General features: G+C 64.8%; 14 protein-coding genes and 1 pseudogene. 8 read left to right on the top strand and 7 right to left on the bottom strand.

Features of this window, described 5'->3' with window-relative positions; genetic code table 11:
- The first annotated feature begins 253 nt into the window (after positions 1-253).
- From M5E06_RS31960 to M5E06_RS35965, 4 genes are all read left to right on the top strand, one after another.
- A complete protein-coding gene (locus M5E06_RS31960) occupies positions 254-622 on the top strand; it encodes a helix-turn-helix domain-containing protein (RefSeq protein ID WP_252141689.1) in 369 nt (122 codons plus the stop codon).
- A gap of 93 nt (positions 623-715) precedes the next feature.
- Entirely contained in the window at positions 716-1,138 is a 423-nt protein-coding gene (locus tag M5E06_RS31955; RefSeq protein WP_252141688.1) for a helix-turn-helix domain-containing protein, read from the top strand.
- Between the two features lie 67 nt (positions 1,139-1,205).
- Entirely contained in the window at positions 1,206-1,973 is a 768-nt protein-coding gene (locus M5E06_RS31950; protein WP_252141687.1) for an RNA-guided endonuclease InsQ/TnpB family protein, read from the top strand.
- A gap of 177 nt (positions 1,974-2,150) precedes the next feature.
- Positions 2,151-3,632, top strand: a complete 1,482-nt coding sequence (locus M5E06_RS35965) for a carbohydrate-binding domain-containing protein (protein WP_353654382.1) — start codon at positions 2,151-2,153, stop codon at positions 3,630-3,632.
- Between the two features lie 55 nt (positions 3,633-3,687).
- Here M5E06_RS35965 and M5E06_RS31935 read toward each other — a convergent pair whose 3' ends face one another.
- The gene (locus tag M5E06_RS31935; protein ID WP_252141686.1) at positions 3,688-4,713 is read right to left on the bottom strand and encodes a class I SAM-dependent methyltransferase; all 1,026 of its coding nucleotides are present in this window, start codon (positions 4,711-4,713) and stop codon (positions 3,688-3,690) included.
- Positions 4,714-4,914: 201 nt separating this feature from the next.
- On the opposite strand from M5E06_RS31935, the gene M5E06_RS31930 reads away from it, so the two are divergent.
- Positions 4,915-6,069 carry an RNA-guided endonuclease InsQ/TnpB family protein gene (locus tag M5E06_RS31930; RefSeq protein WP_252141685.1) on the top strand — a complete coding sequence of 385 codons (1,155 nt, stop codon included), beginning with the start codon at positions 4,915-4,917 and terminating at the stop codon, positions 6,067-6,069.
- A 354-nt stretch (positions 6,070-6,423) separates the two neighbouring features.
- Here M5E06_RS31930 and M5E06_RS31925 read toward each other — a convergent pair whose 3' ends face one another.
- Positions 6,424-7,950: an HlyD family type I secretion periplasmic adaptor subunit gene (locus tag M5E06_RS31925; RefSeq protein ID WP_252141684.1), complete on the bottom strand. Its 1,527-nt coding sequence runs from the start codon at positions 7,948-7,950 to the stop codon at positions 6,424-6,426.
- Between the two features lie 14 nt (positions 7,951-7,964).
- The gene (locus M5E06_RS31920) at positions 7,965-10,247 is read right to left on the bottom strand and encodes a type I secretion system permease/ATPase (RefSeq protein WP_252141683.1); all 2,283 of its coding nucleotides are present in this window, start codon (positions 10,245-10,247) and stop codon (positions 7,965-7,967) included.
- Between the two features lie 277 nt (positions 10,248-10,524).
- On the opposite strand from M5E06_RS31920, the gene M5E06_RS31915 reads away from it, so the two are divergent.
- Entirely contained in the window at positions 10,525-11,460 is a 936-nt protein-coding gene (locus tag M5E06_RS31915) for a hypothetical protein (protein ID WP_252141682.1), read from the top strand.
- Positions 11,461-11,682: 222 nt separating this feature from the next.
- Here the strand turns inward: M5E06_RS31915 and M5E06_RS31910 are convergent.
- From M5E06_RS31910 to M5E06_RS31895, 4 genes and pseudogenes are all read right to left on the bottom strand, one after another.
- Positions 11,683-12,029: pseudogene (locus M5E06_RS31910) on the bottom strand (ISNCY family transposase); the annotation flags it as partial.
- 213 nt (positions 12,030-12,242) lie between these two features.
- Positions 12,243-13,817: a M10 family metallopeptidase C-terminal domain-containing protein gene (locus M5E06_RS31905; RefSeq protein ID WP_252141681.1), complete on the bottom strand. Its 1,575-nt coding sequence runs from the start codon at positions 13,815-13,817 to the stop codon at positions 12,243-12,245.
- A gap of 411 nt (positions 13,818-14,228) precedes the next feature.
- The gene (locus tag M5E06_RS31900) at positions 14,229-15,644 is read right to left on the bottom strand and encodes a sensor histidine kinase (protein ID WP_252141680.1); all 1,416 of its coding nucleotides are present in this window, start codon (positions 15,642-15,644) and stop codon (positions 14,229-14,231) included.
- A gap of 10 nt (positions 15,645-15,654) precedes the next feature.
- Positions 15,655-16,326, bottom strand: a complete 672-nt coding sequence (locus tag M5E06_RS31895; RefSeq protein ID WP_252141679.1) for a response regulator transcription factor — start codon at positions 16,324-16,326, stop codon at positions 15,655-15,657.
- A 230-nt stretch (positions 16,327-16,556) separates the two neighbouring features.
- Between M5E06_RS31895 and M5E06_RS31890 the strand changes: the two genes are divergently transcribed.
- Positions 16,557-18,713, top strand: a complete 2,157-nt coding sequence (locus M5E06_RS31890) for a peptidase domain-containing ABC transporter (RefSeq protein WP_252141678.1) — start codon at positions 16,557-16,559, stop codon at positions 18,711-18,713.
- A complete protein-coding gene (locus M5E06_RS31885; RefSeq protein WP_252141677.1) occupies positions 18,710-20,110 on the top strand; it encodes an HlyD family type I secretion periplasmic adaptor subunit in 1,401 nt (466 codons plus the stop codon). The genes M5E06_RS31890 and M5E06_RS31885 overlap by 4 nt, the downstream gene beginning before the upstream one ends.
- Positions 20,111-20,132: the final 22 nt, after the last annotated feature.

Raw genomic sequence — 20,132 nt, 5'->3', positions numbered from 1 at the left:
TCGTTCGGAAAGCCGGTGTTCATTTTGTGACAAAAGCCCCAGCCATCGCAGTTGTCACTTGCCTATCTTCCGCGTTGTCTTGATCGTCTTCCGCTCAACCCGGTCGGCGCAGCTCGACTCACCGTTCCTCCCAGAATACTGTCTCGTCGCCATGGCTATCGGCTCCGTGTCGGCGACTGGCGGTTCGTCTACGATATCGAGGACGGGGTTCTGGTATTGATCGGGATCGAGATTGGAGCGAGAGGAGGCATCTATGACTAGACCGGCGCAGATCATCCGCGACGGCAATGGCAAAGCCGCCTTCGCCGTGTTGCCCATTGCTGAGTATGAGCGGCTGCTGGAGGCCGCCGACGAAGCCGCGGCGATCCAGGCATACGACGCCTATCGGAATGCCTCCCCCGAAACCTTCCCCGACGGGGTCGCGGCGCGGCTGCTGGAGGGAGAGCATCCGGTGAAGGTGTTCCGCGATCACCGCGGCCTGACGCAGACCCAGCTCGCCGAAGCCGCGGGCCTCAAGCAGTCCTATGTCTCGCAGATCGAAGTCGGGACGCGGAACGGCTCGGTGGACGCCCTGAAGCGCATCGCCCAGGCTCTGCGCATGGAGTTGGGCGATCTGACCTGACCCCCTCCTTATGCGCCGTCGCATAAGGGACGCATAAGAGGTGGCGCGCCCACCTAAAAGCGCCATTCACCTCCACCCAATTTGAAAAGTTGGGTGGAGGTGAATGGCGCCCGCACTCTTGGACAAATCCGGAACTGCTGGCCTCTTTCCCGCAGGGAACGGCGCAAGGTCACCCACCGTCTTTATCCCTCCAAGACCCAGTCGACGGCACTGGCTGATCTGCTGCGCCATCATCAACAGCTCTACAACGCCTGCCTGGAGCAACGGATCGACGCGTGGCGCCACGCCAAGCTGTCTGTGTCCTCTGCCGACCAGTGCGCTGACCTCACCACCCTGCGCCGCGAGTGCCCGGACTGGGCCGTTGCCAACTGCTCCTCGCAGCAGATCACCGTGCGCCGCTTGACCAAGGCCGTCCAAGCCTTCTTTCGGCGCGTCAAAGCGGGGCAGACCCCGGGTTTCCCGCGATTCAAGTCGCTCAAGCGCTTTTCCAGGCTTCGGCTTCACGGGGCACGGTGACGGTTGGTGCTTCACGCTCGGTGCGGATTGGCGGCACGGCAAGCTGCGCGTGCAGGGCGTCGGCCCCGTGACGGCACGCGGGCAGCCCCGCCAGGGCGGCACCATCAACTCCTGCGACCTGATGCACGAGGACGGCGGCTGGCACCTCTGGCTGACCCTGGACTGCCCGGTCATCCAGCGCCGCCATGGCGCGGCGTCCTGCGCCTTCGACTGGGGCAGCGAGACCGTCCTGACGCTGGCGGTGAAGACCGCGGACACCGACGCCGATGAGACCGTCGCAAACCCGCGCTGGTTCCAGACGGCGCGTGACCGCCTGGGCGATCTGGCCCGCAGCGTCAATCGCAAGACGCGTGGCTCCAATCGGCGCCGCAAGGCAACCAAAACGCTCGCCCGCGAGAAGCGGAGAATCGCCAACCGACGCAAGGACTGGCAGCACAAGACCTCGGCCGCAGTGATCGCCCGCTTCGGGGTGATCGCCGCCGAGACCCTGTCGATCCAGACCCTGACCCGCTCCGCTGCCGGCACGGTGGAAGAACCGGGGTCAAACGTGAAGCAGAAGTCCGGGCTGAACCGGGAGATCCTCGACACCGCTCCAGCCCAGTTCTATTCCATGGTGCGCCACAAAGCGGCAGATGCTGGTAGCCTGTTCCTGGAAGCGCCGACCCGCGCTCTCACGCCGTCGCAACGGTGTCCGTGCTGCTGGTCGGTGGGGAAGAAGGCCCTCGGCGAGCGCACGCACACCTGCTCAGCATGCGGGCATACGGCACCGCGCGATTTCACCTCAGCGCGTGTCGCTGTCTATTGGGCGTCCTGCGCTGGGCGAACGACACCTTGACCAACACCGGGCAGGACCTGTCCGAGGCGGCGGAACAGCCGCGAAACCGCTTCCAATCGCGAGAGTGGTGGCGGTAGTTCATAATCCGCCCCGTCCTTGTCATCCGAAGGCCACACCGCCAGCCGCCATACTCCACCCCGCATCTTCATCGACGGCAGCAGGACGGGGACCGACAGCATGGCGAACAGCACCTATACCGGCCGGGGCGAGACGGTCGTCGTCATCGACAGCGGCTGGTCGCCGACCTGGGAGACCGCCGCGCGCGTGGTCTATCAGCACGACTACGCCAACAACGATGCCGACGCGCGCAATCCCAGCGCCGACACCCATGGCGCCCTGGTGACCTCCAGCATCCTGTCGCAGGCGCCGGACCTCGGCATCATCGCGCTGAAGGTGATGCCGGACGCCTCCACCACCGCCTCGGGGTCGGCGATCGAGCAGGCGCTGCAATGGGTCGTGGCCCATGCGTCGGACTACAACATCGTCGGCGTCAACCTGTCGCTGGCCGGCGGCTCCGCCACGTCGGAGATCACGACCATCCTGTCGGACGAGTTGGCCAGCCTCGCCGCCAAGCGGGTGCTGGTGTCGGCCGCCGCCGGCAATGCCGGGCAGAACGGGACGGCGACCGATGTGTCCTATTTCGCCGCCGACCACAACACGATCTGCGTCAGCGCGTCGGGCGGCGACGGCACCATGCCGGGCTGGGCCCAGCGCAACCCGGGCATCACCGACCTCTGCGCCGACGGCACCGACATCCGGCTGACCGATCTGGCCGGGCGCACGCTGATGGGCAACGGCTCGTCCTTTGCCGCACCGGCGGTGACCGCCGCGGTGGCGCTTGCCCAGCAGGAGGCGATCGCGCTGCGCGGCAGCGCCTTGACCCAGGACGAGTTCCTGTCGCTGGCGCATCAGACCGGAACGCCGATCGCCGGCACCGGCTACACCGACCTGAACACCCAGGCACTGCTGGCGAAGATCGGTCAGCTCTATGGCACAACGGCGACGCCGACGCTGCCCGACACCGGCACCCCCGCCACCACCACCGCCGCCATCCTGGTCAATGCCAAGGGCACGCCGGCGGCCGGGGTGAACGCCCATTTCACCCTGCTGGTCGACGGCCATGCCGTCGGCGGTGCCACCGTCGGCACCGCGGCTAAGAGCTACGCCTTCACCGCCACTGTGTCGGCCGACAGCGCCCACAAAGTGCAGGTCCAGTACGACAATGACGGCTTCGCCGGCGGCCAGGACCGCAACCTGTTCGTCAACAGCGTCAGCGTGAATGGCCACAGCTATGCCGCCACCGACGCCGCGGCAACCTACGACAAGGGTGCGCTCGACGGACGCGACGTGGTCAAGGGCCAGAGCGGGATGTGGTGGAACGGCACGCTGGTGGTTGCCGCCGACAAAAGCCTGTTCACCGACCAGACGGCCGCGGCGGCCCAGGTCGCGGAGCTGCAGGCCAGCGAGGGGGTGTGGAGCCACGCCGTGACCAGCAGTGCGCGCGATCAGGCGATCACAACCACGGCCGATCCCCTGACGGCTTGGTCGCCAGACTTGGCCGCGACCGCCGAGACAGCGGGCCTCCATGACCTGCACGATGCCCATGGCCATGGTCTCGGCCCGCTCGGTGCACCCGCATTCCATGAGCTGGCGGCCTGACGGAGCGCCTGGACAAAAGGCCTGCCAGCGGCACTCCCGCTTGGCAGGCTGCGGCTCAACCGCGCCGGGGAGCGTCAGGCTTCAGGTAAAACACTGCCTGATCGCCCGCCCCGGCACGGTTGAGCCGCTCTGACTCCTGTTGCCATTGTTTGATCTGGGCAGGGGAGAAGATTGGCGCCCCGTTGCCCCATCGGAACGAGCCTTCGGCAAACAAGGGAATGTCCCGCCGATACTGCTCGCTTCCCCAAAACTGTATCTCATAGGAATCGTGCGCGACGCCGACCACCCGCAAGCCGGCTTGAGCCGCGAGGATCTCGATGCTCTTGCGGGTGAAGAGGTGGAGGTGACGCGGTGCATCGAGTTGTACCCAGTCCGCACCGTAGCGCCGCCACGCCTCGCAATCCGCCACCGGAATGCGCAGCACACAGGTGCCGGTGCGTGTCAGCCGCTGTGCCGCCGCCCGTAAGCTGGCCAAGGGATCGGGAACATGTTCGAAGGAGTGGTGGAACATGATGAGATCCCAACCACCCTCAACCTCGTCCAGGCTGCCGCGCTGCACCTTCAGGCCGTTGGCGTAACACAGGTCCTCCGGCAAGAAAGGATCGACCCCGTACCCGCGCCGCCAGCCGGCCAGCGACAGCAGATAGAGAAGCCGCCCGGCGCCACAGCCGACATCAAGGATGCGGCCACGGCGTGAGGGAAGGGCACGCCGAAGCGACCACAGCGGGCGCCGCATGTCAGCAAAGCGCACCCGCTTGGCCAGCAGGTCTGGCAAGCTCAGCAGCAGACGAGCGCGCAACCCATGGCGCCTCTTCTTCTCCTTACTGGCGAATTCTTGATCTAAATCACCGGAAATGCTGTAGTAATCTGGGCCATAATAATCTCCAAGGTTGTGGGGAATGGTTTCGATCTGCAGGCAGCCGCACCCAGCACACTCGACATAGTCGAAGCGATCGCGCCGACCGAACATCATCTCGCGGGCCGTGTGGCGGTGGTTGCCGTCGCGATGACCGCACACGCGGCAGGCCGCTGGTCCCACAGGCTGGGGAGCAAAATTCTGCGATGGAAACTCTTGCGACAACGGCCCTCGCATCCTCACCCAACACCAGCTCGATGGTTTCGCATCCAGCGATCAGCAGACGCGCCCCCGCAGGGGGGCATACCTCACACCAAGACTACTCCATCACCTTCAGCGCAGAGGACCGCCTCCTTCAGGTGGCGGGGGAATGCGTATCACGTTTGGCGCTTGACGCCAATCGTGAACAAAACTAGAACATTCCGCATGTCCTTCGTGTCCTCGCAGGAGTTCCGAGTCTACCCAAAGCAGCGTCAGGCCGACGGCCTCGACGCTCTGCTCGCTGACTTCTGCGGCCTCTACAATGCCGCCCTCCAGCAGCGCGAGGAAGCCTGGAAACGCCGGCGCGTTTCCCTCTCCTACGAGGATCAGGCCAACGAACTGCCGGCCCTGCGCGCCGCCATGCCCGATCTGGCGCGCTGGTCCTACACCGCCCAACAGCAACTCCTGCGCCGCGTCAACAAAGCCTACCAAGCATTCTTTCGCCGCGTGAGACGCGGCGAAAAGCCCGGCTTTCCACGCTACAAGGCGCGCTCCTGGTTTTCCTCAGCCGAGTTCCGGTTCGGCGACGGTTTGACGCTGCGCACCGACAAGAAGACCGGCCGCACACGCCTTCGCATCGCCGGCATCGACGGCGGGATGCGGCTGTTCGTGCACCGGCCGCTGCGCGGCAAGCCGGTAACCGCGGTGCTCACGCGCCGTGTCGATGGTTGGTTCCTCATCGTCCAGTGCCGGCACGACGGCGACGTCGGCCCGCAGCCTCTCCTGCCCGACCTCGGCGTGGACCTTGGCTTCATCGACCTGGTGACCACGTCGGACGGTCTGACGGTGCCGCGGGAGCGGTGCTGGGCCGAGGAGCAGCCGGCCGTGGCGGCGCACCAGCGCGCGATGGCCCGGCGGCGCCGACCGGGCAAGAAACACTCGCAGCGTTACCGGAAGGCAGCGCGGCTTGCGGCCAAAGCGCAGCGCCGGGTGGCGCGCCGCCGCAAGGACCGCCTGCACAAGACCAGCCGCCTGGTGGTCAATCTGGCTGGTCGCCTCGGTCACGAGGCGTTGACCGTGACAGGACTGTGCCGCGGCATGCTGGCACGCAGCGCGCATGACGTGGCTCTGGGAACGCTGATCGCGATGGTCACTGACAAGGCAGCGTGGGCCGGTAAGGTGACGATCCCGGTTGATCCGAGCGGCACCTCGCAGACCTGCCCCGTCTGCGATGGTCGTGTGGAGAAGGCGCTGAGTGAGCGCGAACACCGCTGTCTGCAGTGCGGGTACACGGCCCACCGGGACGTGGCCGCGGCGCAGGTGGTGGAGTATCGCGCCTTTGGAACCCGGCCCGGACAGGGCCTGCAGCACGCGGCCTAGGCCGCGCGCTGCGAAGCCTCCGTCTTCAGGCAGAGGAGGATGTCACGAGCTGCGGCCAGTGCTCCAGCCAACCGCGGCGCTCCTGTGTGCAATGCCGGGCGAGACCAGACACGGGGGACCACCCTGTCGCTTGCTCATCGCCGCGCGAGCCCTCGCCTGGACCCCAGCGCCCGTGTTTCGAACGGGGGCTTGTGGCTGCGGCTTCATCGCCGTGCGCGATGAGGCGGCTGCCCTGGGGGGGCTGACCGCTGGGCTCAGGCCAAAGGGTCGGAACCGGGCCCGGGGCGCCAGCCCTGCCCCAGCCAGAGCCACTGAGGGCTTGGTTGGGATCGTTCATCTCACAAACCTTGCCCGTTACCGTTCGTGCATCGCCTCCTGGGTGCTGCGTGACAGCGGCGAGAGCAGGTAATCGGCAATGCGGCGGTTGCCGGTCTTGATCTCGGCACTCACCGTCATGCCAGGCTGCAGCCGCGTCGGCTTGCCGTCAACGTCCAGGCTGTCACGGTCGAGCGCAATGCGCGCGACATAGACCGAGCCGCCGTCACCGGCCTTCGGCCCTTCCTTGTCCTGCTCCTTGCCCCCCTGCTGCTGCACGGCATCGCCCGACAACGCGGCGACGCGGCCGGGGATCAGGCCGTATTTGGTAAAGGAAAAAGCCTCCACCTTCACCTCGGCCACTTGGCCCTCCTGGACAAAGCCAATGTCCTTGTTGGGGATGAAGGCCTCGACCTCGAGCCGGCTGTCCTCCGGCACGATGACCATCAGCGGCTGGGCGGTGGTGACGACCCCCCCCACGGTATGGACGGCGAGCTGCTGGATATAGCCATCGACTGGAGCCGCAAGCCGCAGCAAGCCGAGACGCTGTTCGGCCTTGGCCAGGTCCTGTTCCAGCGACGCCGCCTTGCGCTCGGCCTCGGCCAGTCCGGTGTAGAGGGTGCGGTGGAACTCCGCCTCGGTCTGGCGACGCTGTTCGGCGTTGGCAGCGATCGCAGCGTCGGCCTCGGTCAGCTTGATTTTCTGAACCAACAGCTCCTGCTCTTGACCGACCAAATCCTCCTGGAGCTGGAGATACTGGAAGCGCGAGGAGGTGCCGCGCTGCGACAGCTCGTGCAGCGCCTCGGCCCGCTCGCGGATCAACGGCAAGGTCGCGGTCAGTTTGGCGATGGTCTGCGCCACGGTGGCACGGTCGGCAATGCGCCGGGCCTGCTCGCGGTCGAGCGCCGCCAGCTTGGCGCGTTGCTCGGCAATCTGGCTGGCCAGCAGCTGACGCTGCATCCGCACTAGAGTGGGCGCCAGCCCCGCCGGCGCGGCGAAGGCGGCCCCAGGATCGGCGGCATCGGCCCGGCCGTCGACGACCTCGAGGGCGGCGCGCAGCCGCGCGGCCTCGGCGCGGGCGGCCGACAAATCGGAGGTGATGCGGTCGCGGTCGGCGGCGGCCTCGGTCGGATCGAGCTCGATCAGCGTCTGGCCGGCCTTGACCAGCTGGCCGTCCTCCACCCGGATGGCCCGGACGACCCCGGGCTCCATCGGCTGAATGGTCTTGGTGCGGCCGCTCGGCACCACACGCCCCTTGGCCACCGCCACCACATCGACATGACCGAACCAGGCCCAGGTGCAGGCGGCGGCGAAGGCAACCATGATGACGGCGCTGAACAGGCGGATGGTCGGCGAGGGCGGTCGCTCCAAGATCTCCAGCGCGTCGGGCAGGAAATCCATCTCGTCGCGGCGCCGGCGCACCGGACGGGGCGGGCGGGGCAGGGAAGGAGGACCCGGCGGCGCGCCAGGCGTGTTGGCCGGGATGGGGGTGGTCGGCCCCTGCGCACCGGGCTGCGCCGGCTTGGCGGTGGGCGTGGTCATCACCGCGGCGGTGGCTTTGCTCATGGCGTTTCCCTCCTTCAGCCGGCGGCCCGTTCGATCACGCCATCCCCGGACAGGGCAGCGGGCAGGGCGCCGCCACCCGGCATCTGCCCCATCTGGCCACGGAACAGGGTGGCGTAGCGGCCGCCGCGGCGCAGCAGCTCGTCGGGCGCGCCGTCCTCGACGATGCGGCCCCGCTCGATGGTGACGATGCGGTCGGCAATGGCCACGGTGGACAGGCGGTGGGCGATGATCAGCACGGTACGGCCGGCGCAGATGCGGCGCATGTTGGCCTGGATGACCCGTTCGGACTCATGGTCCAGCGCCGAGGTCGCCTCGTCGAAGATCAAGATGCGCGGGTTGGTGACCAGGGCCCGGGCAATGGCGATGCGTTGGCGCTGCCCGCCCGACAGGCTGGCGCCGCGTTCGCCCACCACCGTGTCGTAGCCATCGGGCAGCTCGACGATGAAGTCGTGGGCGCCGGCCAGCTTGGCCGCGGCAACGACACGGGCCATGTCCATGGTCGGGTCGCTCAGCGCAATGTTCTCGCGGATGCTGCCGGAGAACAGGACATTGTCTTGCAGCACCACGCCGATCTGCCGGCGCAGCCACACCGCGTCGGCGGTGGACAAATCGGTGCCGTCGACCATCACCCGCCCGCGCTCGGGCACATGGAAGCGCTGCAAAAGCTTGGCCAGCGTGCTCTTCCCCGAACCCGAGGTGCCGACGATGCCAACCACCTGACCGGCGGGAATGTGCAGTGACACCTCGCTCAGTGTCTCCGGCCCATCAGGGCGGTACCGGAAGGTGACATGGTCAAAGCTCACATCGCCCTTGATCGCCGGCATGGCGGCACGGCCGGGGCTCTGCAGCGGCTCAGGGGCGGTGTTCAGAATATCACCGATGCGGTGCATCGACAGCCGCACCTGCTGGAAATCCTGCCAGAGTTGGGCGATGCGCAGCACCGGCTGGACGACACGCCCGGCCAGCATGTTGAAAGCCACCAGCTCGCCCACCGACAGACCGCCCTCGATCACCAGCCGCGCTCCCAACCACAGCACCAGCATGGTGGAGAATTTGGAAACGAACTGCACCGACTGGCTGGCGATGGTGTTGAGGGTGCCGGCGCGAAAACCGGCGCGGACATAGCCGGAGAGCTGGTCCTCCCAGCGGCGCTGCATGCGCGGCTCGACCGCCATGGCCTTGACCGTCTCAATGCTCGACACCGTCTCGACGAGGAAGCTGTGGTTCTCCGCGCCACGGGCGAACTTCTCATCCAGCCGGCGGCGCAGGATCGGTGTTGCCGCCAGGCTGATGGCGACATAGACCGGGAAGCTGGCGGCGACCACTGCCGTCAGCAGCGGGCTGTACAGCAGCATCACCCCCAAAAAGACCACGGTGAACACCAAGTCCAGCACCAACGTAACGGTGGAACTGGTCATGAAGTTGCGGATCGTCTCCAGCTCGCGCACCCGGGCCACGCTGTCGCCGACCCGACGCGTGGCGAAATACCCCATGGGAAGCGACAGCAGGCGCTTGTACAATCTTGCCCCCAGCTCGACATCGAGCCGGTTGGCGGTGTGGGCGAAAGTGTAGGTGCGCAAGGCCCCCAGCACCGCCTCGAACAGGATCACCGCCATCATCCCAACCATCAGCACATCAAGCGTGCCGAGGCTGCGGTGCACCACCACCTTGTCGACCACCACCTGGAAGAACAAGGGGGTGACCAGAGCAAACAGCTGGAGGAACAAGGAGGCGGCCAGCACCTCACCAAGAATGCCGCGGTACTTCCAGGCGATGGCGCCGAACCAGCGGGCATCAAAGCGCGGCTGGCCCATGCCGAAGCTGCCTTTGCGCCCCAGACAGAGCAGCCGGCCGTCCCACAAAGGCTCGAAGCCGGCGCGGTCGAGAATGCGGGTCTGGTTGGCCGCTGCATCATGGACCAGCACGCGGCCGCTGCCAGCCTTGACCAACACCAAGACGCCGCCATCGGGGCCGGGGACCAGCGCCGGCAGCGGTGTGCGCTCCAGCCGCTCCCATGTGGTCTTCACCACCCGCGCCTTGGCTCCCAGCCCCTGCGCCTGGCGGACCAAGCCGGTGATATCGGGCAGATCGCCGCCGCAGGCATGGTGGAGGCTGCTGTAATCGGCCGGAATGCCAAGGATGCGCAAGGCCGCCACCAGGGCGGCGAGCCCGGAGTGCGGACGTGCGGCGGGAGCCTCACCAGCAAGAGGCGAGGGGGGGCTGGCCACACCGCTGTTCAGGTGAGCAGACCTTTCCCCCGCGGCCTCGGCTGGCGTGCCGTCTCGCATCTGTTCCATGAGACTTTCCAGTTCCAAAACTTTAACGAGAGGCACCCAAAGGACTGCCCGTACCCCAAGATGTGCCTTGGGCCAGGGTGAAACCACCCAAACGATGGGGTACTCCGTCGCGGCGGACAGCAGTGATCAGTGGGAGAGGACTGGATCATGATGCTTGCTTTTTCTGGACCCTACGACGCTCTAGGGAGTAGGGAGTCGGGAGGCGCCCCGTCCCGCGTCGGACCGGTCAGACCCGCGGCACGCCGAGGCCCCTCCTTGTGAACCAGGATGGTGCGCTTTGTCTTTCCCGCTCTCTCAGCTCCTGCGCCTTGCGGTTTTGCTGCTGATGCCGCTGTGGCTGTCGCTGACGGTGGACAGCCTGGGCTTGGTGCAATCCTTTCCGACGACAATCTCCAGCTGGCGACGGGCGTCCACAGACCCCAGCAGCGCAACTCTGGTGCCGCCATCGGGATGGCGCGAGAGCCGCTATCTGGCTGCCAATCCGGATGTCGCTGCCGCGGTGCGCGACGGACAGATCGCCAACGGCTATACCCATTACGTCCAGTTTGGCCGTGCTGAAGGGCGCAACATCGGCTTGCCGCCGGCTGGGTTTGCCGCCCCCGTTGCCCCGCCCTCCTCACCGCCGGTGCCGGCCCTTGCCGCCCTGCCGACACCGACCGCTCCCGCGCCAGGCGAGGCGCACCCCAAGGCGCAGACTGACCCCTCTCGCGAGAGCACCCCGCCCGCCCGTAAGCCCACGGTTCCGCCGCAAGCAGCGGCCCCACAGCCTGCACCGGAGCCTGTTGGCGAGTTGCCGGCGGTGAAGCCGACACCGCCTCCAGCCGATCCACCCGCCGCTGCGCGAAACGGATCAGCTGGCGGCGGACAGGTTTTCCGGATCCGCACCGCTCACAGCGACAGCGGGGTGCGGGTCGTGCTGGACATCGATCAGCCATTGCAGATCAACGCACTCCGGTCGCGCGCCGACGGACAGCTGATGGTGCCGCTGGTTGGCACACGCTGGCTGGCGGCACCGGCAGGCCCGCTGTTTCCCAGCGCCGTAACCTACCGCATCGAGCGCAAGGGAGAGGATATCCAGCTGCTGTTCAGTGCGGCCGGCGCCAAGAAAACCGTACAGCTTGCCGGCTCCTCCATTTTGCCGCCCGACAAGGAGCGCGGCCACAGGCTGGTGCTCGACCTGGTCCTGCAGCCGGCCACCAAAGCCCGTGAGTGATCCCTCGGTCGGCGGAAAGGCGCAACCGGCACCGCTCTTCACACGAGCCCCCGCTGGCCCTGGAGGGATAGCGGGGGTTTGGCGCAACTTTGGAGTGGCCAAGTTCGGCGGCCTCCATGCCCCCATCCACGCGGCGGCCTGCATCTGACCGGCCAGCGGAAGGGCACAGGCAATGGCAGGCTCCGATCCGCTGCTGCAGAGCAGCGCTGGAGAGACCGCTGACCCAGCCAGCCTCTCTCCCGACAGCTTGTCTTGCCGCTGTCTTGCTGCCGGTTGCCGCAGATGCGCGGTCGGCGCTTGGCAGGATCTCGATGTATTCAATTCTGCCAAGGTCCGGCCGAACTGCGTCATGCCCTGGCCGCCCTTCGCCTCGCGCTGGGAGACCCGGAACACCGAGTCTTTGTCCGAGTAGAAAGCCTGCGGCCGGCCATGGGCGTTCAGATTCAGATATTCCTCCAGCGCCTCGAAGTAGGAAAAGGCGCTCTCCGACCGGCGAAGCGAAACTGCATCAACCGGCCCATTGGATCGTCGATGAACACCACAATCGTGCAGAGATGGTTGCGATCCTCAGCGCATGTTCTGGATACGGCGGCACTCGGGAAAATCGATCTGCGAACAATGCTCACCCATCGACGCTCACGACCCGTAAAGCCCTATGATTACAAGAAAGTTGCACTTCAGAATAGAACCTACCCCGCCTACACACCAAAAACACATAAGAACGCTTATGGAAATTTGACCTGTGTGCCCTGCCTCTGCGTCATACACGACCAGTCAGCCATCTATAGCCCGACCAGCCAGGAAACAGAGAACTCGGCGGCCGTTCGGCCCACCAGCGTGATGCTGTCGCCGTTCAGGAAATCAATCACCATACCCTCGGCACCGGCGTCCCGCACCACATGGGCGCGCCCGCTCACCCCAGCCAACCGATCGCCGGTAGTGGCATCAAAGTCCAGCACTGTGTCGGAACCATCATCAGTCTGGAAACGGAACAGGTCGGCGCCTACGCCACCAGTCAGCGTGTCTGCTCCCAAATTGCCGGACAGGATGTCCGCCCCCAGATCGCCGAACAGCTGGTCATTGTCGCGACCGCCATAGAGCTGATCATCATCGGCCCCGCCATAAAGCGTGTCATTGCCGGCATTGCCATACAGCGCATCAACCCCATGGTTGCCGGACAGCAAATCATTTCCAATATCGCCATTCAGCGCGTCGCTGCCATCCCCGCCGTTCACGACGTCACTGTCCAACCCACCAAACACTGTGTCGCTGGCGTCGTCGCCAAACAGCGTGTCCTCCCCCTGGTTGCCATAGAGCAGGTCTTGGTTGGCCCCGCCGCGCAGGCTGTCACGCCCCACACCACCAGTGACCGTGTCGTTGCCGCCGCCGCCATCAAGGCCGTTGGCCGCACCATTGCCGATGAGAGCATCATTGCCGGTGCCGCCTCGGGCATTTTCGATCACGACCCCATAGGCGATCGCAATGTTTTGTCGGGCCGCCTCGCCATTGCTTGTGACGCCAACCGAACTGAAGCTCCCGGCGGTCAGATTGATCGTCACCCCCAGCAGCTGGTTGGTGGCGTCAATGCTGTCGATGCCACCAGCGTCCCAAATGGTCTGCAGCTCTTCTGTGGACGCGCTGAACTGATAGCTGTCGTCGCCGGTCCGATAGCTGGTGTTGGAACCGTACAGGTACTGCATCGCTGCGATGTCGTAGAGCATCGGCCCGGCCGGATAGATCGTGGCCGAGGGCGGATCGTTGTAGGACATCACGGTGTATTGGTTGGTGTCGGTGCTGGCAGGCAAGGTCATCCCGTCCTCAAATGGGTGCTTCAAGCCCAGTGCGTGACCGATCTCATGCACCAGCACCATATAGCCGAATCCGCCGGACTCAGGAGATTGGATGGCGGAAGTGTTGGGATTGAGCCAGATGTCACCACCGGCTCCACCTTGGCTGTAGGGATAGTAGGCATAGCCTGAATTGCTTGAAGGCACCGCAGTGCTGAAAGCCACCCGGATATCGCCCACCTGCGTGGGCGCATCGGCCACCGGCACGAAGCTGATGTCAGCGACAGCTGCCCAGCTTTGCAGGGCCCGGACAAAAGCACTCTGTTGCGTCGTGTTGAGCGGGATCAGCCGGTTGCTCCAAGGCTCGCCGATGCCCGAAGTTGGGCCGTAGCCGCCGCTGCCGATTGGTGCTGTGGACCAGCTGCTGCCATAACCAGGAAAGCTGTAGCTCAAGGTCAGGCCGGTCCCCACCGCCTCCCCCCACTTGGTGTCACCGAGCAACGCATTGATGAAGGGCTGGGGTGCGCTGGTGACGGCAGAAATCTGTTCGCTGCTGGTCGGGGTCGCCATTCGCTCCTGCCTTCTTCCTTCAGACGTCGCGCACCGTTCATGCCCGGTACAGGGAGTTCAATCAAAGAACATTGGGTGATGATTGTCGAGATTCTAGCAGCACGCCAACAGCAGGGACAAGGCCACTCAACCCCTTACCGTGTCTGATTAAGCCACCACAGTGAGGAGCGATCTGGTCCTCCTTCCAGTGTTGCCCCAGAAATTGGACAGCACTGCTCCGGCGTCAGGATGGTCTTTCCCAAGACACCAAGCCGGGCTGTGGCAATCTAGAAAAACATGCAGTTTGGCCGTGAGCTCAGGTGTCCCACCGCAGCTGTGCTGCCATCGGACGCCGATCTCACAGCCGCACAGCCGCACAGCCGAAGGCCAAGAAGATATCTACCCAACTACCCTTTTGGGTAAATGATCCTGTCAGGACACATCTCCCTCCCCCGCCTCTGCTCTGCACTCGTGTTCCGTTTCCTGCAAACTGATGTTTGGAAAGCGCAACCGAACCCGCAGGCCCGGGCTGTTGTCCTCCATCACCAAACGGGCACCATGCAGCCTGACCACGGCATCCACCAGAGCAAGTCCCAGGCCGTTGCCCGGTGTGCTGCGGCTCCAGTCGAGGCGAATGAAGCGGCCGAGCACGCGCTCATGCTCTTCTATGGGAATGCCGATGCCGCTGTCAGCGACAACCACGTCGGTGGTACCGGGCTCTTGCCCCGACGCCACAGTGACATCGATGCGCCCGCCATCAGGTGTGTATTTGACGGCATTATCGACCAGATTGGCGAGGGCCTGAGCCAGCAGCTGCTCATGCCCGCGCACCACCGCCGGAACCGTGATGCGCACGGTCAAGGCAATGTGCTTTTCCTCGGCGACCGGCTCATAGAGCTCCACCACCCGCCTCAGCACCGGGGGCAACGCCACATCGGTCAGTGGCATCTGCTGGTAACCAGCTTGCGCCTTGGCGATGCTGAGCAGCGCACCGAACATGTCGAGCAGCCGGTCAGCTTCGGCGATCGCCTCCTGGATCAGATCGCGCACCGGCCCCTCCTCGCCGGCTTCGCTGAGAGCCAACTCCAGCTGGCCACGCAGCCGGTTGAGCGGTGTGCGCAGGTCATGGGCGATGTCCTCGCTGAGATCGCGCAAGCCGGCCATCAGCCCCTCGATTTGCTCCAGCATGTCGTTGAGGTTGGCCGCCAGCCGGTCAAGCTCATCGTCGTTGGGCGAGCGTGGAATGCGGGCGTGCAGATGTCCGTCGATGATGGTGCGCGTGGTGCGGTTGATCACCTCCAGCCGGCGGGTGACATGCCGGCTGACCAGCCAGCCGCCAAAGCCCGAGATTGCCAGCAGGACGGTAAAGCTCCAGAACAGCGCCCGGACAATCTGGTTGCGGAAGCCTTGCCATTGACCCAACTCCGTTCCGACCAACAGTCGGTGGCCATCGGATAGGGTGCGCATGACCCCCATCGCCGGCGCCCGCCCACCTGGGCCGCCTGCCCCCTCTCCTGCGGTGCGGAACGCCACCCAGCCATCAGAACCGACGCCAGCCGGCAGCCTCGGCAGATTGCCAGCGATCGTCATGCCTTGGGGGCTAGTCAGCACGAACAGGTCGGGCGAGCGCGGCACGCTTGTGCGGTCGCGCAGCACCTGGACCAGCTTGTCCACCCCGCCTTGCCGGTAATGTGCAAGCAGACCATCAAGCTCGGCACCAACGGTCTCTTCGGCCTGCTGGTTGAGGAAGTCTTCGGTCACCCGGTTGACCACAGCCGACACTGTCAGCGCCGATAGCACGAACAGTCCCAGGCACACGAGGGCCACCCGCACCGTGACGGTGCGCACACGCAAGCGCTTAGGCACGCAAACAATACCCCGATCCCCGCACCGTGTGGATCAACGGCACGGAAAAATCCTTGTCGATCTTCTGGCGCAAACGCGCGATATGCACCTCAATCACGTTGGTCTGCGGGTCAAAGTGGAACTCCCACACATTTTCCAGCAGCATGGTGCGCGTCACCACATTGCCAGCATTGCGCACCAGATATTCCAGAAGTTTGAATTCACGCGGGTGAAGCTCGATGCTACGGCCAGCCCTCTTCACCTTGCGCGCCAGCAGATCCATTTCCAGATCACCCACCTTCAAGCGGGTTTCCTCCGCCGGCGGCATGCGCCGCCGCCCCAGGATTTCCACCCGGGCGATCAGCTCCCCCAGAGAGCAGGGTTTGGTCAGGTAATCGTCGCCGCCGTTGCGTAGTCCATAGAGGCGATCTTCCAGGCTGCCCAGCGCGCTAAGGATCAGCACCGGCGTGTCGTTGCCGGTCGCCCGCAGGGCGCGCACGATCAACATACCGTCGTGGGACGGCAGCCGGCGGTCGACGATCAGCACATCATACTGGCCGCTTAGGGCCTTCTTCAGCCCCGCCGCCCCATCGCCGACATGGTCGACGTCATGACCATGTTCACGCAGTCCCTTGACCACCAAGGTCGTGGCTTTGGGATCATCCTCAATCACCAGGATCTTCATGGCCAGAACGTCACCGTGATGTCAGAACGACCTCTATGTAAGGGACAGGGCAAGCCACTGCCAAGCGTGATCCTGGCAACTTTCTCCTGTCTTATCATGGCTTCGAGACGGCACTCAAATCCCTCGAAAATGCCCGAAAAATAGCGCATTACAATGTTTTAATTTGCCAGTTATTAACCTCAAGCCGCCTATACCAATCATCCAGCACCAGTTTGGGGAGCGTCCCGCCGATGCCCGTCTCCGGGCCGAACAGCGCCTTGAAATGCCTTGTGGAAGCAGCCCGCCTGCGAGGCATCGACACCTCGGTCGAACGCATCCAGCACGATCTCGTGCTGGATGATCGCGAACCCTCCACCAAGCTGCTGCTGCGCGCCGCCACCCACATTGGGTTGAAAGCCCGCGCCGTGCGCATAGGCTGGCGACATTTCGGCAAGCTCGACCAGGCATTTCCAGTCATCGCCAGGCTGCGCAACGGCAATTCGGTCCTGATCATCGGCGCCAATGTGGTGAACGGTGTTCCGGTGGTGCTGATGCACGACCCGCTCGCCGCCGATGCGGCGGCACTGCCGGTTGATGAAGTGCGCTTTACTGAGGCGTGGACCGGAGAAGTCGTGCTCCTGAAGCAGGACGGCGCGGCGACCGAAGAGGAGCCCCCCTTCGGCTTTGCCTGGTTCTTCCCGATGATCCGCCAGCAAAAGCGCATCTTCCGCGATGTCGGCGTGGCGGCAATTCTGCTCAGCGCGCTGACCATGGCGATGCCGGTCTTCATGCAGATCGTCATCGACCGGGTCCTGGTGCACCGCAGCATCGACACACTCCATGTGCTGATCGTCGGCATGATGCTGGCGATCCTGTTCGAGACACTGTTCTCCTACATGCGCCGCTATCTGATGCTGTACGCGTCGAACAAGATCGACGCCCAGGTCAGCATGCGCACCTTCGCCAAGCTGGTCAGTCTGCCGATCGACTTCTTCGAGCACGCTTCGACCGGCGTGGTGACGAAGAACATGCAGCAGACCGAACGCATCCGCCAGTTTCTGACCGGGCAGGTGTTCTCAGTGGCACTGGACTGTGTCGGCCTGATCGTCTTCATTCCGATGATGTTCTTGTACAGCGTGCAGTTGGCGACGATCGTCATGGCCTCCACGCTGCTGCTGTGCATCATGATGATCGCGTTTTTGCCGGCGATGAAACGCCGCATGAACGATGTCTATGCCAGTGAGGCCAGCCTCCAGGGCTATCTGGTGGAAACCATCCAGGGCATGCGCACCATCAAGTCGCTGTCGCTGGATGCCCGTCAGCGTCAGGTCTGGGACCAGAAGCTGGCACGCGCCATCGACAACCGTTTCCGGCTCGGCAGCTTCGCCCTGGTTGCCCAGTCGCTGATCCAGCCGATCGACAAGATCACCCAGGTCGCGGTCATGGGGCTCGGTGCCTACATGATCTTCGACGGCTCGATGCTGGTCGGTGCGCTCATCGCCTTCCGCATCATTGCCGGACGCGTCACTGGACCGCTGATCCAGCTCTCGCAGATGATCCAGCAGTTCCAGGAAGTGTCGCTGTCACTGCGCATGCTGGGCCAGATCATGAACCACGAGGTGGAAGAGGGCCGCAGCGGCCGCGGCATGCGGACCCCGATTCAGGGCGAGATCGAGTTCTCGTCCGTTCGCTTCACCTATCCCGGAGCCTCCTCGCCGGCGCTTGACAAGGTGTCCTTCACCATCCAGCAAGGCCACATGTTTGGCATCATGGGGCGCAGCGGCTCGGGCAAGACCACCGTCACCCGCCTGTTGCAGGCCCTGCACCGGCCGCAAGAAGGACTGGTCAAGCTCGACGGCCATGATTTGCGCGAGATCGACCTTGACCACCTGCGCACCAACATTGGCGTTGTGCTGCAGGACAATTTCCTGTTCCGCGGCACCATCCGCGAGAACATTGCCGCCGCCAAGCCGGGAGCGCCGCTGGAGGAGGTGATGGAAGCGGCGCGTCTGGCTGGAGCCGACGAGTTCATCGAACGGCTGCCACGCGGCTTCGACACCATGATTGAGGAAGGCTCCTCCAACCTGTCGGGCGGTCAGCGGCAGCGCATTGCCATCGCCCGGGCGCTTCTGATCAATCCGCCGATCCTGATCATGGACGAGGCGACCAGCGCGCTTGATGCCGAAAGCGAGGCCATCATCCAGGCCAACATGCAGAACATCGCAAAGGGCCGCACCTTGATCATCATTTCCCACCGTTTGTCGTCGCTGGTGGCTTGCGATTCCATCCTGGTGCTCGACCGCGGCCAGGTTGCCGACGTCGGCCGCCACAACGAGCTGCTCGGGCGGTGCGACGTCTACCGTCACCTGTGGTACAAGCAGAATCGGCATCTGGAGCTGGCGTCATGAGCCTCGCCCCTCTCACTCCGACCCGGCAGGACGAGGCCGAGATCGACCGCGCCATCACCGACTTTCAGTCGGACACCGCCGAGATCGAAAACCAACCCGAACCCGTATTAACGCGGATCACGCTTTATGCGGTGACCTTGATGATCGTGATCGCGATCACCTGGGCCTCGCTGGCGCGGATCGACCGGGTGGTGTCGGCCACCGGTCGGCTCGTGTCGACCGAAACGCCGATCGTGCTGCAGCCCTTTGATACCGCGATCTTGAAGAGCATCACGGTGCGTGCCGGCGACATCGTGAAGGCCGGCCAGGTGCTAGCCACCATGGATCCGACCTTCGCTCAGTCGGACATTGGCCAAATCACCGTTCGGTTGCAAACGGCAGAAGCCGGGATTTCGCGCCTCGAGGCCGAGCTGTCAGGCGAGACCTACAAGCCGCCGAAAGACCTGCCGAGCGAGGTTGCACTGGGCCAGCTCACCTTGTGGCGCAACCGCCAGGCACAGTTTCAGGCCCAGGTAGCAAGCTATGACGAGCGCATCGCCCGCGCCAACGCCACAATTGCCAGCAGCAAGATCACCATCACCAATCTGACGGCGCAGCGCCAACAATGGAGGGAAATTGAGAGCATCCGCAATCAGCTGCTGGCCTCCCAGGTCGGCAGCAAGCTGAACGCTTTGGCCGCCACCACCAACCGGCTCGACGTCGAACGCAATTTGGCCGCCGCACAGGCAACCGAACAGCAAGCCTTGCACGACCTCGATGACATGAAGGCGCAGCGCGAAGCCTTTATCCAGCAGTGGAAAAACACGATCTCCCAGGACCTCATCCAGCAACGCAGCGAACGTGACGTGCTGGCCGAGCAAATGGCCAAGGCGCGCAAACGCCAGGACTTGGTCACGCTGACCGCCCCGGTGGATGCCGTGGTGCTGGAGGTGGCCAACCGGTCGGTAGGCTCCGTCGCCACATCAGCCGAACCGCTGTTTACCCTGGTGCCAATCAACGCACCCTTGGAGGCGGTGGTGCAAATCGATGGGCGTGAGATCGGCTTCATCCGCCAGGGAGATCCAGTCACGGTCAAGTTCGACACCTACAACTTCTTTGAGCATGGCGCCGCTGAGGGTGTGGTGCGGACCATCAGCGACGACTCCTTCAGCCGCAATGACCGCATGGGCTCGCTGACCAAAGCTGACGCCGGCAATGCCACCACCCCGTCGAACGGGCTGTTCTATCGGGCCCATATCGATCTAACGGCCGTCAACCTGCGCAATGTGCCGGAGGGCTTCCGCCTGCTGCCGGGCCTGCCGCTGACCGCCGACGTCAAGGTCGGCAGCCGCACCATCATCGCCTATTTCCTCAAGCCTCTGTTGGGCAGCATCAACGAGAGCATGCGCGAGCCGTAACGGCTCGCCACTCGGTCCATCT

Origin of the sequence: Azospirillum sp. A1-3, assembly GCF_023806445.1 — a bacterium.
Lineage (GTDB): Bacteria > Pseudomonadota > Alphaproteobacteria > Azospirillales > Azospirillaceae > Azospirillum.
This window is presented reverse-complemented; position numbering and strand designations above follow the sequence as displayed.